Source organism: Streptomyces chrestomyceticus JCM 4735 (genome assembly GCF_003865135.1).
Lineage (GTDB): Bacteria > Actinomycetota > Actinomycetes > Streptomycetales > Streptomycetaceae > Streptomyces > Streptomyces chrestomyceticus.
On sequence record NZ_BHZC01000001.1, the window covers coordinates 7658478 to 7671616 of the forward strand.

The 13139-nt window shown below is 73.1% G+C and carries 12 protein-coding genes and 1 pseudogene; 5 read left to right on the forward strand and 8 right to left on the reverse strand.

Translation table 11 applies throughout. From position 1 onward, the window contains the following. The first annotated feature begins 122 nt into the window (after positions 1–122). Both EJG53_RS33535 and EJG53_RS33540 read left to right on the forward strand, forming a co-directional pair. On the forward strand, positions 123–1460 hold the full coding sequence (locus EJG53_RS33535) for a hypothetical protein (protein WP_030017684.1): 1338 nt from the start codon (positions 123–125) through the stop codon (positions 1458–1460). Positions 1461–1509: 49 nt separating this feature from the next. Further along, positions 1510–2040 (forward strand): NUDIX domain-containing protein, encoded by a 531-nt coding sequence (locus tag EJG53_RS33540; protein WP_125048063.1) that lies wholly within the window; start codon positions 1510–1512, stop codon positions 2038–2040. Positions 2041–2082: 42 nt separating this feature from the next. Here the strand turns inward: EJG53_RS33540 and EJG53_RS33545 are convergent, their stop codons facing one another. Together EJG53_RS33545 and EJG53_RS33550 are read right to left on the reverse strand one after the other, a co-directional pair. Further along, on the reverse strand, positions 2083–2340 hold the full coding sequence (locus EJG53_RS33545) for a hypothetical protein (protein WP_174856497.1): 258 nt from the start codon (positions 2338–2340) through the stop codon (positions 2083–2085). Positions 2341–2819: 479 nt separating this feature from the next. Beyond that, complete coding sequence (locus EJG53_RS33550; protein WP_031011827.1) at positions 2820–3677, reverse strand: 3-hydroxybutyryl-CoA dehydrogenase; 858 nt, start codon at positions 3675–3677, stop codon at positions 2820–2822. Positions 3678–3856: 179 nt separating this feature from the next. Between EJG53_RS33550 and EJG53_RS33555 the strand changes: the two genes are divergently transcribed. Beyond that, positions 3857–5161 (forward strand): glycoside hydrolase family 10 protein, encoded by a 1305-nt coding sequence (locus EJG53_RS33555; protein ID WP_125048064.1) that lies wholly within the window; start codon positions 3857–3859, stop codon positions 5159–5161. A gap of 16 nt (positions 5162–5177) precedes the next feature. Here the strand turns inward: EJG53_RS33555 and EJG53_RS33560 are convergent. After that, positions 5178–5380: pseudogene (locus EJG53_RS33560) on the reverse strand (DUF1918 domain-containing protein). A 134-nt stretch (positions 5381–5514) separates the two neighbouring features. Beyond that, entirely contained in the window at positions 5515–6576 is a 1062-nt protein-coding gene (locus EJG53_RS33565) for a DMT family transporter (RefSeq protein WP_125048065.1), read from the reverse strand. Here EJG53_RS33565 and EJG53_RS33570 point away from each other — a divergent pair. Beyond that, complete coding sequence (locus tag EJG53_RS33570; RefSeq protein WP_125048066.1) at positions 6575–8044, forward strand: aminotransferase-like domain-containing protein; 1470 nt, start codon at positions 6575–6577, stop codon at positions 8042–8044. The two genes, EJG53_RS33565 and EJG53_RS33570, sit on opposite strands and share 2 nt — an antisense overlap. 88 nt (positions 8045–8132) lie before the next feature. After that, positions 8133–8633 carry a GNAT family N-acetyltransferase gene (locus EJG53_RS33575; protein WP_125048067.1) on the forward strand — a complete coding sequence of 167 codons (501 nt, stop codon included), beginning with the start codon at positions 8133–8135 and terminating at the stop codon, positions 8631–8633. Positions 8634–8676: 43 nt separating this feature from the next. Here EJG53_RS33575 and melA read toward each other — a convergent pair whose 3' ends face one another. The 4 genes from melA to EJG53_RS33595 all read right to left on the reverse strand — a co-directional run bounded on the left by melA (position 8677) and on the right by EJG53_RS33595 (position 13106). Further along, positions 8677–9978: an alpha-glucosidase/alpha-galactosidase gene (melA, locus tag EJG53_RS33580; protein ID WP_125049773.1), complete on the reverse strand. Its 1302-nt coding sequence runs from the start codon at positions 9976–9978 to the stop codon at positions 8677–8679. Positions 9979–10064: 86 nt separating this feature from the next. Continuing rightward, entirely contained in the window at positions 10065–11087 is a 1023-nt protein-coding gene (locus EJG53_RS33585) for a carbohydrate kinase family protein (protein ID WP_125048068.1), read from the reverse strand. Positions 11088–11151: 64 nt separating this feature from the next. Continuing rightward, entirely contained in the window at positions 11152–12039 is an 888-nt protein-coding gene (locus tag EJG53_RS33590) for a carbohydrate ABC transporter permease (RefSeq protein ID WP_125048069.1), read from the reverse strand. Beyond that, on the reverse strand, positions 12036–13106 hold the full coding sequence (locus tag EJG53_RS33595; protein ID WP_244955450.1) for a carbohydrate ABC transporter permease: 1071 nt from the start codon (positions 13104–13106) through the stop codon (positions 12036–12038). The genes EJG53_RS33590 and EJG53_RS33595 overlap by 4 nt, the downstream gene beginning before the upstream one ends. Positions 13107–13139: the final 33 nt, after the last annotated feature.

The following is a 13139-nucleotide window of genomic DNA, read 5'->3' on the forward strand; positions in this document are numbered from 1 at the left end:
CGGCCGGTTCACACCCCGTGCGAAGCCTGCTTGATTAGGCTGATCTCAAGGGTTGTTGAGTCGACCAGACCACGAGCGGCCGCCCCGGCCGGGAGGCGGGGCGGCCCCGTCAGGAGGGCACCATGGAGCCCAACAGCCTGCTCGACGCGATTCTCGACGAGGCAGGCATATCGCACGCCGGGCTGGCGCTGCACGTCAACCAGCTCGGCCGGCAGCGCGGACTCGCGCTGCGCTACGAACACACGGCCGTGGCCCGGTGGCTGAAGGGCCAGCGGCCCCGGGGCCAGGTCCCCGACCTGATCTGTGAGGTGCTCAGCGAACGGCTGCACCGGGCCGTGGGGCTCGACGACATCGGACTGAGCCGGCCGGGGGTGCGCCGCGCCCCGGACACGCCGCTCTCCGGATTCGTGGAACGGGCCACCGCGCTGTGGCGTTCCGACGAGCAGCAGCGCCCCCATGTGCTGTCCGCCCCCGCCCTCACCGGTACCTCGGCGGTCATCCCCGTCTGGGAGTGGGAGAACCCGCCCGAGGACTCCGACGTGTCCCGGACCGGCCTGACCAGGGTCTCCATGGCGGACATCGAAATGCTCCGCGCGGCGCGTACGCACTACGAGCAGATGTACCGGAAGGCGGGTGGTATCGCGACGAGAACGCGGATCGTGGGATTCCTCAACACCGAGGCGGCGCCGCTGCTGCGGGGCAGTTACACCGACGCGACGGGCCGTCAGCTCCACCGGGCCACCGGCGGGCTGGTGGCCGTCGCGGGAATCTGTGCGTACGACTCGGACGCCCTCGGGCTGGCCCAGCGCTACTTCCATCAGGCGCTGCGGCTGGCCAAGGCGAGCGGGGACCGGGGGCTCGGCGCGTACGTCATCGCGCTGCTGGTCAACCAGTCCCTGTTCGTACGGGAGTACCGTCAGGCGGTCGCCTTCGCGGAGGCGGCCCTGCGGGCGGCGGGGCCGCAGATCACCCCGGCGCTCGCGGCCGACCTCTACGCGATGCAGGCCAAGGCGTACGCACGCCTGGGCGACGGCGCGAGCGCGCTGTCCTGCATCCGGCGGGCGGAGGCGGCGGCCGAGCGCATACGCCCTGGTCAGGAACCCGACGAAACGGATTACGTCCAGCCGGGCCTGGTGAACGTCCAAGTGGCGGAGGCACTGCTGAGCCTGGGGGACCTGCGGGCCGCCCGGGCCCACGCGGACGCCGCCGTCGACACCCCCGCGCACGACCGGGGCCGGGTCCACCGGCTGGCCATGCTCACCCATATCGAGCTGCGCCAAGGGGACGCGGACCAGGCTGTGGCCAACGCCGCGCAGATGACCGAACAGGCGCGGGGAATGGAGTCGCAGCGGTTACGGGACCGGCTGCGGGCGGTGCGCGAGCACCTGGCCGAAACCGGAGGTTCCGCCACCGACCGAGCTGCCGATCTGATCGACGAGGCGCTGCGCGTTCCACTGTGAGGCCGGCCCGTGTCACCTTGCCTGCTCAACGGCGGAAGGTGGCACATACGTGCGATGGAAGAATCTCAGTGAGCAGACCGTGTACGAGAACCGCTGGTTCCGGGTCAACCTCGCCGATGTCGAACTCCCCGACGGCCGCCACCTGGATCACTTCCTGATCCGGTTGCGGCCCGTCGCCGTGGCCACAGTGGTCAACGAGGCCAACGAGGTGCTGCTGCTGTGGCGGCACCGCTTCATCACCGACACCTGGGGATGGGAACTCGCCGCGGGCGTGGTCGAGGACGGCGAGGACATCGCCGCCGCGGCCGCCCGGGAGATGGAGGAGGAGACCGGGTGGCGCCCCGGCCCCCTCGAACACCTCCTCTCCGTGGAGCCGTCCAACGGCCTCACGGACGCCCGGCACCACATCTTCTGGTCCGACCAGGGCGTGTACGTGGGCCCTCCCGAGGACGACTTCGAGTCCGACAAACGGGAGTGGGTCCCCCTGAAGCTGGTACCCGACATGATCGCGCGAGGGGAGGTGCCGGCCGCCAACATGGCGGCCGCTCTGCTGCTGCTGCATCACATCCGGCTGGGGTGACCCGGGCCGCGACGCCTCAGGCGCGCCGCCGGCCCGCCGGCCTCAGTGCCCCATCGCCTGCCATACGGCGATCGCCAGCGCCGCGAGCCCCGTGAGTGCGGCGATGGAGGGCAGCGGCCAGCGGCCGTGCTCCAACCGCGTGACGCGGGCCTGCATGTCGCCCGCGTCACGCTCGTTCTGTTCGGAGCGCTGCGCGAGCAGCGCCAGTTGGCCGTCGACACGTGCCGTCCGCACATCGAGGCAGCGTCTCAACTCCGCCATGTCGGTGGCAACCAGGTCGGGTTCGGGGTGGGCGGTCACGGTCCGCTCCTCTTTCCTCTCTCGGGCGGGACTTCGTTGTCCATACGCGCACCAGTCAACTGCCTCGGCACGTACGGGGGGAGCGTGTGCGGGACGAATATGCGGGTCTGCCGCGCACACCCCGTGTGAAGTCACCCCTCGTGACGGCCGCCGGGGGAGCGCCCGTTTCACACGGGGTGTGAACCGCGCACCCGAAGAGGCCGGCTTCACACGCTCCCGGTCCCGGCCCGGAAGGCCGACGCTGGTTTCAACGGGGGCCGCTGCCGGTGGACGGGCGCCCATCGGCCGGTTGTCCGCCCGCCGTCTTTCCCCCGAGCGGCGGGCGGACCACGACGGGGGGCGCCACTCAGGGAATCGGGGACGGCGGGCGGCACGGACGGTCGCGGGCTTCGCACCGGCGACGCGGAAAAGGGCGGGACCGGGGCACCGGTCCCGCCCTTACTCCTGCGTGCGGCGGGGCGTACGAGATCCGTACGGGATCAGTACGAGTAGAACCCCGACCCGGTCTTACGGCCGAGGCGGCCCGCGTCGACCATGCGGGCCAGCAGCGGGGGAGCGGCGTAGAGGGCTTCCTTGTACTCCTCGTACATCGAGTTGGCGACCGAGGCGACCGTGTCCAGGCCGATCAGGTCGGAGAGCTTGAGCGGGCCCATCGGGTGGGCGCAGCCCATCTCCATGCCGTTGTCGATGTCCTCGCGGCTGGCGATGCCGGACTCGAACATCCGGATCGCCGAGAGCAGGTACGGGATCAGCAGCGCGTTGACGACGAAGCCGGAGCGGTCCTGGGCGCGGATCGCGTGCTTGCCCAGCACGTCGTGGACCAGCGCCTCCGACCGCTTGATCGTCTCCTCGCCGGTGGTCAGCGCGGGGATCAGCTCGACCAGCTTCTGCACCGGCGCCGGGTTGAAGAAGTGGATGCCGATGACCTGGTCGGGGCGGGAGGTGGCGACGGCCAGCTTCACCAGCGGGATGGAGGAGGTGTTGGAGGCCAGGATCGCGTCCGGGCGGGTGACCACCTGGTCGAGGACCTGGAAGATCTCCGTCTTGACCTGCTCGTTCTCCACGACCGCCTCGATGACGAGGTCGCGGTCGGCGAACTCACCGAGGTCGGTGGTGAAGCTGAGCCGGTCGAGCGTCGCGTCGCGCTCCGCGACGGTGATCTTGCCGCGCTCGGCTGCCTTGCCGAGGGAGTTGGTCAGCCGCGTACGGCCCAGCTCCAGCGCCTCGCCGGTGGTCTCAGCGACCATCACGTCCAGGCCGGAGCGGGCGCACACCTCGGCGATACCGGCGCCCATCTGGCCGCAGCCCACCACTCCGACGCGTTCGATGTCGGTCACATCGTGCCTTTCGCTGATCTCGGGGTCCGGCGGGGCGCGCGGGACCGGCCGTACCTGCGGCAGGGACCCCGGCGTCCGCCTCGGCCCCGACGTTACTCCGCGGAATGCTGTGCGGCGGGGGCAGGGGCGGGCATTCTGTTGTCCTGAGACGGACGTTCCGGACACTTTGGGGGCGCGGCATGAGACGGATCACACGAAGAGCGTTCGCAGTCGCGGCTCTTTCGGCGGCCGCTGCGGCACCGGCACCGGGGAGCGCGGCGGCCCGCGGCCGCGGTGCGGACGGCGGCCGGCCGGAGTTCCGCGGCATGTGGCTGGCCACGGTCGCCAACCGGGACTGGCCCTCCAAGGCGGGCCTGCCCGCCGCCTCGCAGCAGGCCGAACTGCGCGCCTACCTGGACGCGGCGGTGGCACGCCGCCTCAACACGGTGGTCTTCCAGGTGCGGCCGACGGCGGACGCGCTGTGGCCGTCCCCGTACGAGCCCTGGTCGGAGTACCTGACCGGCGTGCAGGGCCGTGATCCGGGCTGGGACCCGCTCGGCTTCGCCGTCCGCGAGGCCCACCGGCGCGGCCTGGAGCTGCACGCTTGGTTCAACCCGTACCGCATCGCCAACCACACCGACCCGTCACGGCTGGTGCCCACCCACCCGGCGCGGCTGCGTCCGGACTGGGCCGTGCCGTACGGCGGCAAGCTGTACTACAACCCGGGGCTGCCCGAGGTCCGCGCCTTCGTGCAGGACGCGATCCTGGACGCGGTGGAGCGCTACGACATCGACGGCGTCCACTTCGACGACTACTTCTACCCCTACCCCGTAGCGGGCCAGACCTTCGACGACGACGCCGCGTACCAGGAGTACGGCGGGGACTTCGCGAACCGGGCGGACTGGCGGCGCAACAACATCGACCTGCTGGTGCGCGAGACCGCGCAGCGGGTGCGGGACGCGCGGTCGACGGGCGGCGGCGGCCGGTGGCCCGGCCGTTGGCGCAGACCGCGCCGTACGCACCACCGGCCCGTACGCTTCGGTATCAGTCCCTTCGCCATATGGCGCAACCAGGCCACCGATCCGGCCGGTTCGGACACCCGTGCGGGCGTGCAGACCTATGACGACCTCTACGCCGACACCCGCACGTGGGTGCGCGAGGAGTGGATCGACTACATCGTGCCGCAGGTCTACTGGAACATCGGCTTCCCCGCCGCCGACTACGCCAAGCTCCTGCCCTGGTGGTCGGAGACGGTCACCGGCACCCGCGTGCAGTTGTGCATCGGCGAGGCGCTGTACAAGGCGGGCGCGCCGGGCCAGCCGCCCGCCTGGCAGGACCCCGCCGAACTCTCCCGCCACCTCACCCTGGCCCGCGGCTACCCGCAGGTGCGCGGCCACATCTTCTTCTCCGCGAAGGAGGTGGCCGAGGACCGCACCGGCGCGATGGCGCGGGTCGTGGCCGACCACTATCCCGGGCCGGTGCGGCCCCCGCGCCCCGCGTCGTGACGCCGCGGCCGGTGCCCTACTCCTGGGCGTCGGCCGTCGGGAAGTGCCGTACGACGGTGTCCGGGCCGGGTGACATCAGCGTCTCGTGGCCGTCCTCGAAACGCACCCGATAGGGCGGGGTGCCGTCCGCCCCAGGACTTCGATGATCTCGGCGGTCCGGTCGTGCTGCCCCACGATCCTGCCGTGCACCAGCAGCCGGTCTCCCACACTCGCTCTCATCGGCTACGGCCTCCTCGTCAGTCGGTCGGAGGGTGACTGTTCCGTGGCCGTCAGTCTACGGCCGGGCCCCGCCGATGCACCCGGGGAACGCGCCACCCGCACAGCTCCGGTACGGACTTTTGTCCCCGCGGCCCTCAGGAGACCGAACGCTGGGTGACGACGATGCAGACGAGGACGGCGACGGCGGCGACCGGTGCGGCCAGCGGCAACTGCTCGCCGAGCAGCAGCACCGACCAGACCAGCGTCAGCAGCGGCTGGGCGAGCTGGAGCTGACTCGCCTTGGACACGCCGATGGCCGCCATGCCGCGGTACCAGACCACCAGACCGAGGAACTGCGAGCCGAGAGCCAGCCACAGCAGGCCCGCCACCGCGTGCGCCGTCAGGTGCGGCGGCTCGGCGACCAGCGCCAGCGCGGCGCCGGGCACGGTGACCGGCAGGGCCAGCAGCAGCGCCCAGCCGATCACCTGCCAGCCGGGCAGGTGACGGGCGAGCCGACCGCCCTCGGTGTAGCCCGCCGCGCACACCAGGAGCGCCGCGAAGAGATAGAGGTCGCCGGTGCTCAGCGCGCCGCCGCTCTGCTGGACGGCGAAGCCGATGACGACGGCCGCGCCGGCCAGCGCCGCGGTCCAGAAGGTGCGCGACGGGCGGGCGCCGGTCCGTACGGCCGAGAACGCGGCGGTGGTCAGCGGCAGCAGGCCGACGACGACTGCGGCGTGCGAGGTGGTGGAGGTCTCCAGCGCGAGGGTCGTCAGCAGCGGGAAGCCGAGGACGACACCGGCCGCCACGACGGCCAGGCCCGCCCAGTGGCGGCGGTCCGGCAGCCGGACGCGGAGGACGAGCATGCAGATCCCGGCGACGGCGGCGGCGAGCACGCTGCGCAGGGTCACCACCGTCCAGGCGCCCATGCCTTCCAGGGCCCAGGCGGTGGCGGGGAAGGTGAGGGAGAAGGAGGCGACACCGAGGGCGGCGAGGAGGGTGCCGCGGGCGGCGGCGCGGGGGGCGGGGGCGTGGACCGCGGGGGTCGGGCGGGGGGCCGCGTCGGCGAGGGTGGCTGGGGCGGTGGCTATGGCGGTCGGGCCGGCGGCCTCGGCGGCCGGCTGGGCGGTCTCAGCGGCGGGGTGGGCTTCGGCGGGGCCGGTGGCCGGGGCGTTGACCGCTAGCGTGCTGCCCGGAGTAGCGCTATCGTGATCTCTCATGCACGAGCGTAGCAGCGTCGCTGAACTGGCCGCCATCCTCCGCGACGGCCTCAACCGCTACTCTCCGGGTGAGAAGCTGCCGTCGAGCCGCACCCTGGTCGAACGGCACCGGGTCAGCCCGGTGACGGTCTCCCGCGCCCTGGCCGAGCTGGCGGCCGAGGGGCTGGTGACCACCCGCCCCGGCGCCGGCGCCTTCCGCGCCGAGGCCCGGCCGCGGGCCCGCCCGGTGGACACCTCCTGGCAGGAGATCGCGCTGAGCGCGGAGGCCGCCGACGACCACGCGCCGCGCGGCGTGGACGCCTCCGGTGTGCTGGCCACCCTGGCCGCGCCCGCCCCCGGCGTCATCGAGCTGAACGGCGGCTATCTGCATCCCGGCCTCCAGCCGGAACGCGCGCTCGCCGCCGCGCTCGCACGGGCCGGGCGCCGTCCCGGAGCCTGGGGCCGGCCGCCCATGGAAGGCGTCCCCGAACTGCGGGCCTGGTTCGCGCGCGAGATCGGCGGCCCCGGCGGCACCCTCGCCGACTCGGACGTCCTGGTCACGGCGGGCGGGCAGAGCGCGCTGACCGCGGCGTTGCGCGCGCTGGCCCCGCCCGGCGCGCCGGTGCTCGTCGAGTCGCCGACGTACCCGGGCATGCTGGCCGCCGCCCGCGCGTCCGGGCTGCGGCCCGTCCCCGTACCGATGGACGCGGACGGGGTACGGACCGACCTGCTGGCCGAGGCGTTCCGCGCCAGCGGGGCCCGGCTCTTCGTCTGCCAGCCGCTGTTCCAGAACCCGACCGGGGCCGTACTGACCGCCGGGCGCCGGGCCGAGGTGCTGCGGATCGCCCGCGCGGCCGGCGCGTTCGTGGTCGAGGACGACTTCGCGCGCCGCCTCGTCCACGAGGACGCGCCGCCGCTGCCGCCCACGCTGATCGCCGACGACCCGGACGGCACGGTCGTGCACGTCTGCTCGCTGACCAAGGCCACCTCGCCGAGCCTGCGGGTGGGCGCGCTCGCCGCGCACGGACCCGTCCTCGACCGGCTGCGCGCCATCCAGGTCGTGGACAGCTTCTTCGTCCCCAGGCCGCTCCAGGAAGCGGCCCTGGAACTGGTGGGCGCCCCGGCCTGGAGCCGCCACCTGCGGGCGATTTCCGCGCAGTTGGCGGTACGTCGGGACGCGCTGGTCACCGCACTCCGGAGGTATTTCGGCGGTACGGAGCCGTCCGGGGCGGGCCCGGGCGTGCAGGTCGTGCCGCCCGGCGGCTACCACTTCTGGCTTCGCCTGCCCGACGGTACGGACGAGGCGGCCCTCGCCGGCGCGGCACTGCGCGCGGGCGTCGCGGTCGCCCCCGGCCGCCCGTACTTCGCCGCCGAGCCCACGGCCCCGCACCTGCGCCTGACGTTCGCCTCGGCGGCCGGGACCGCCGAACTGGCGGAGGGGGCGCGGCGGTTGCGCACGGCGTACGAGGAAGTGGCGGGGGTGGGGTGAGCCGACGGGCGGGGCGAGAAGCGGGGCCACGGACGGGGCGACGGGTAATACGTTCGACTCCGGACGGCTCCTCTGCGAGCCTCCGTCCATGAACGACAGCATCCCCGACGCTCCGGGCGAGCGCGCCCCCGCGGCCGTGTCCTACGGCATTCCGGCCGGTTACGAGGTCTCCACCGACGCGGACCGGCTGGACCTGGCCCTCATCCACCACTGGCTCTCCACGGACGCCTACTGGGCACTCGGGCGCCCGCGCGAGCGCCAGGACCGCGCGGTGGCGGGGTCGCTCAACTTCGGCCTCTACGGGACCGGGACGGCGGACGGCGGCGCCGGCCGGGGACGGCAGGTCGGCTACGCCCGCGTCGTCACCGACCGCACCACCTTCGCCTGGCTCTGCGACGTCTACGTCGCCCCCGCCGCCCGCGGCAAGGGCCTCGGCACCGCCCTCGTCACCCACATCCGCGACCACCTGGCACCGTACGGCCTGAGCCGGATCCTGCTGGCGACGGGCGACGCCCACGACGTGTACGCGCGGGTGGGCTTCGAGCCGCTGTCCGAGCCCGGCAAGTGGATGGCGCTCGGCCTCCAGTAGCGGCGCCGGGCCCCCGGTTCAGTGTCGCGTCTCAGTGCCCCGGTCAGTGCCCCAGCACCTCCCGCAGCTCCGGCTGGAGCAGGTCGGCGTGGGCGCGTACGAGGTCGTCGCACAGGTCCCAGATGCGCTCGACGGGCAGCGCGGCCGCGGTGGCCGGGTCGGCCATCGCCGCGTGCCTGATGTGGCGCGGGTCGCCGTCCACCGCGGCCCGTACGACCAGCTCGTTGGCGCTGACGTAGGCCCGGTTCAGGGCCGCGCACTGCGGGGGCAGGGCGCCGACCCGGGTCGGCTGGACGCCGAGCGAGTCCACCAGGCAGGGCACCTCCACCACGGCATCGGCGGGCAGGTTGTCGATCAGGCCGTGGTTGGGGACGTTGCCGTAGACCGTGCGCGGGGTGCCGGAGACGATGCTGTGGATGATCTGCGGGGCGTACTCCATCGTGCCCTCCACCGGCAGCGGTGCTCCGGCGGCGAGCGCGTCCCGGGTCCGCTCGTACTCCGCGGTGTTCTCCTTGATGATGTCCAGGTACGTGCCGATCGGCAGCCGCAGCCGCTCCACCTCGCTGTCGTGGTGGAGGTACCAGGGCACGTACTCGGAGGAGTGCTCGCTGGTCTCGGTCGGGTAGTGGCCGAGCCTGCGGTACATGTCCACGCGTACCCGCCGCAGCAGTTGCGGATCTTTGGCGATCATGTCGTCGAGCAGCGGGTACAGGCTCTGCCCGTTCCGTTCGAAGCGCAGCACCCACGCCTGGTGGTTGACGCCCGCGGCCAGGTAGGAGACCTCTTCGTACGGGACGCCCAGCAGCTCGGCCAGGTCGTGCACGGTCCAGTACACCGAGTGGCACAGGCCGACGACGCGGCGCAGCGGTGTCGCCTGCGCCAGGTACATCACGTTCATCGCCATCGGGTTGGTGTAGTTCAGCAGCCATGCGTCCGGGCAGAGTTCGGCGATGTCGTCGGCGAGGGCGCGCAGCAGCGGGAAGGTCCGCAGGGCGCGGAAGATGCCGCCGACGCCGAGGGTGTCGCCGATGGTCTGGCGCAGCCCGTAGCGGGCCGGGATGCGGAAGTCGAGACGGGTGGCCTCGTCCATGCCGACCTGGACGGTGTTGATGACGAAGTCCGCGCCTTCGAGCGCGGCCCGGCGGTCGAGGTGGGCGGTGACGACCGGCTCGGCGCCGCGGGTGGCGGCGATGTGGCGGGCCGCGCCCTCGGCGGTGGCGAGGCGTTCCGGGTCGATGTCGTGCAGGGCGACGTGGACGCGCCGCAGTTCGGGGAAGGCGAGCAGGTCGGCGAGGAGTCCCTGGGTGAACACGACGCTGCCGGCGCCGATGAAGGCGATCTTCACGGTGCCGGGGGCGGTGCTGGGATCGGTGCGGCCGGTCGGTGCGGTGCGGCCGGTCGGGGTGGTGGGGCCGGTCGGTGCGGGGCTGGTCATGCGTGGCTCCCTGGTCGGGTGGTGAGGGCGGCGGCGCGGGCCTGGTCCCAGGTGGGCTGGGCCGCCGTACCGCCGTGGGCGCGGGTGGACAGGGCGCCGCAGGCCGCGGCGAAGGAGAGCGCCGCGGGCAGGTCCAGGCCGTGCAGGACCGCGGCGACGAAACCGGCGTCGAAACTGTCCCCGGCGCCGACGCTGTCCACCGGGTCGGCGGGGACGGCGGCCGTACGGGTGAGCGTGACGCCGTCGTGGGCGAGCGCGCCGGCCGCGCCGTCCTTGACGACGACGAGCGGGCCGAGGCGGGCGAGGGCGGCGGCAGCGGCGTCAGTGGCGGCAGTGCTGGTTGGGCCGCATTCCGGGCCGTCGCCTTCCGGTGATCCGGGAGCCGGTGATACGGGAGCCAGCGTCGCGGCCAGTGCCCGCGCCTCCGCCGCGTTCGGCAGCAGGACGTCGGTGGACTTCAGTACGGGACCGAGGAGTTCCGGGTCCCAGCGCTGCGCGGGGTCGTCGTTGGTGTCGAGCGAGGTGGCGGCGCCGTGCCCGCGGGCCCGCGCGAAGAGGTCGCCGAGCGACCGGGCCAGACGCGGCATCAGGAAGAACGATCCGGCGTGCACGTGCCGGCAGTCGGCCAGCAGCCGGTCCGGCACGTCCTGTGCGCCGGTGGCCGCCAGGCAGCCGGGGGCGGTGAGGATGGCGCGGTCGTCGCCCCGGGTGAGGACGGTGGTGAGCGGAGTGGGCCGTTCCGGGTCGGTGGCCAGCGCCGTGACGTCCACGCCGCGCTCGGCCAGCGCCGTACGCACGAAGGCGCCCGCGGCGTCGTCTCCGACCCGTCCGGCGAACGCCACGCGCAGCCCCAGCCGCGCCGCGCCGCAGGCCGTGATCGCGGCCGAACCGCCCAGCAGGAGGCTTCCCGTGGCGACGAGTCGCTCGCGCTGCCCGTATTCCAGGGTGGGCGGGACGGGACCGACCACCACGTCGGGATTGGCGTCGCCGATCACGAGGAGGTCGAAGGAGCGGGGCACGGGTACCTCCGGGGCAGGGGCTTGATGAAGGGGCGGTACGGGAGGGAGGGGAAAGGGGGCCGGGCTACCCCTTCAACCCGCTCGACGTCAGCGACTGGATGAAGGTCTTCTGCGCGAAGAGGAACGCCACCAGCACCGGCAGCACCGTGATCACATTGCCCGCCATGATCGCGGACCACCGGTTGTGGTGCTGCCCCTGGAACGTCGTCAGCCCGAGCTGGAGCGTGTACTGGGTATCGTGGTTGATCGCGATGAGCGGCCAGGTCAGGTCGTTCCACGTGGTCAGGAAGGTCAGTACGGCGACGGTGGCCAGCGCCGGGCGGGCCAGCGGCAGGACGACGGAGTACAGCACCCGCAGCCGCGAGCACCCGTCGATCCAGGCCGCCTCCTCCAGCTCCCGGGGCAGCGCCAGGAAGAACTGCCGGAAGAGGAAGACCGCGAACGGCGTGACCAGGGACGGCACGATCAGCGCCCCCAGCGTGTCGATCAGCCCCAGGTTCTTCATCACCAGGAACGTCGGGATCATGGTGAGCTGGAACGGGATGACCATCGTCGCCAGCATCAGTCCCAGCAGCAGCCGCGACCCGGCGAACCGCATCCGGGCGAAGGCGTAGCCGCCCAGCGAACCCAGCACCAGGTTGGAGAGGACCGCGGTGACCGCGACGACCGAGGAGTTGGCGAACCACCGCGGGAACATCGCGTTGCCCAGCACGTAGTCGTACCCGCCCAGATCGATGCCGGCCGGCCACAGCGAGGGCGGGAAACGGTTGATCTCCGCGTTGGTCATCACCGAACTGAGCACCAGCCACACCAGCGGCAGCGCGAACCCCAGCGACAGCGGCGCGAGCACCAGGTGCCAGGCGCTGAAGGGCAGCCGCCGGCGCCGGGCCCGTGGGGCGGTGCTCCCGTGCGGGGGCGCGGCACCGGGCGGCACGGCCGCGGGCGCGCTCAACGGACCGCTCCGTCCGGCGCGGCACCCGGCCGGCGCCGCCGGTACAGGCGCAGGGCGGTGCCCACGACGAGCAGGGCGACCGCGAGGACGTACGCGGCGGCGGCCCCGTATCCGGCGGTGAACATCTGGAACGCCTGCTCCCATACGAAGTAGACGATGACGGTGGTCGACCCGAGCGGGCCGCCCTTCGTGGTGACGTAGATCAGGTCGAACACCTGCAACGCGGTGATCAGTTGCCACAGCAGCAGGAAGACGGTCACCGGCGTCAGCGACGGCAGCTTGATGTGCCACAGCACCCGCAGCCGGCCCGCGCCGTCCAGCCGCGCCGACTCGATCAGTTCCGGTGGCACGTCCTGGAGCGCGGCCAGATAGACGACGACACAGAAGCCGATCCCGCTCCACAGCGAGATGAGCACCAGCAGGTACAGCGCCTGCCCGGGGTCGGAGAGGAAGCCCTGCGGTGACACGCCCAGGTGGTGCAGCAGGGAGTTGGCCACCCCGAACTGCGGGTCCAGGATGAAGAAGAACAGCACGCCCTGCGCCGCGGCCGAGATCACGAACGGGATGAAGATCAACGTCCGGTAGAGGCCGATCAGCCGGATGCGGCGGTTGAGCGCCAGCGCGAGGGCCAGGCCGCCGATCAGGCTGAGCGGCACGTACAGGCCCGCGTAGACGAGGGTGTTCTCCACCGCCGTACGGAAGCCCGGATCGCGCACCAGCGCGCGGTAGTTGTCCAGGCCCACCCAGCGCCCCGGCGTGACCAGGTCGTCCGCCCGGAAGGAGAGCAGCAGCGACCAGACGACGGGGACGATGCTCAGCCCGAGGATGATCAGGACGGACGGGCTGATGAAGGCCCAGGCGGTGGCGTTCTCCCGGCGGGCACGGCCGGCGAGGGTGCGGGGGCGGCGGGGGGCGGGGGCGCCCGGCGTCCGGTTCGTGGCCGTACGCGTGTCCCGTCGGCCGTCGCCGTACCGGTGCGGGTCCAGGGTGAGGGCGCGGGGCGTCGTACCGCGCACCGGCGCGCGGCTCTGGCTCTTCCCGCGGCTCGCGCCGGGCTCTGACGGCATCGCACCCTCTTCCGTCCGGCCGCGTCCGGCCGC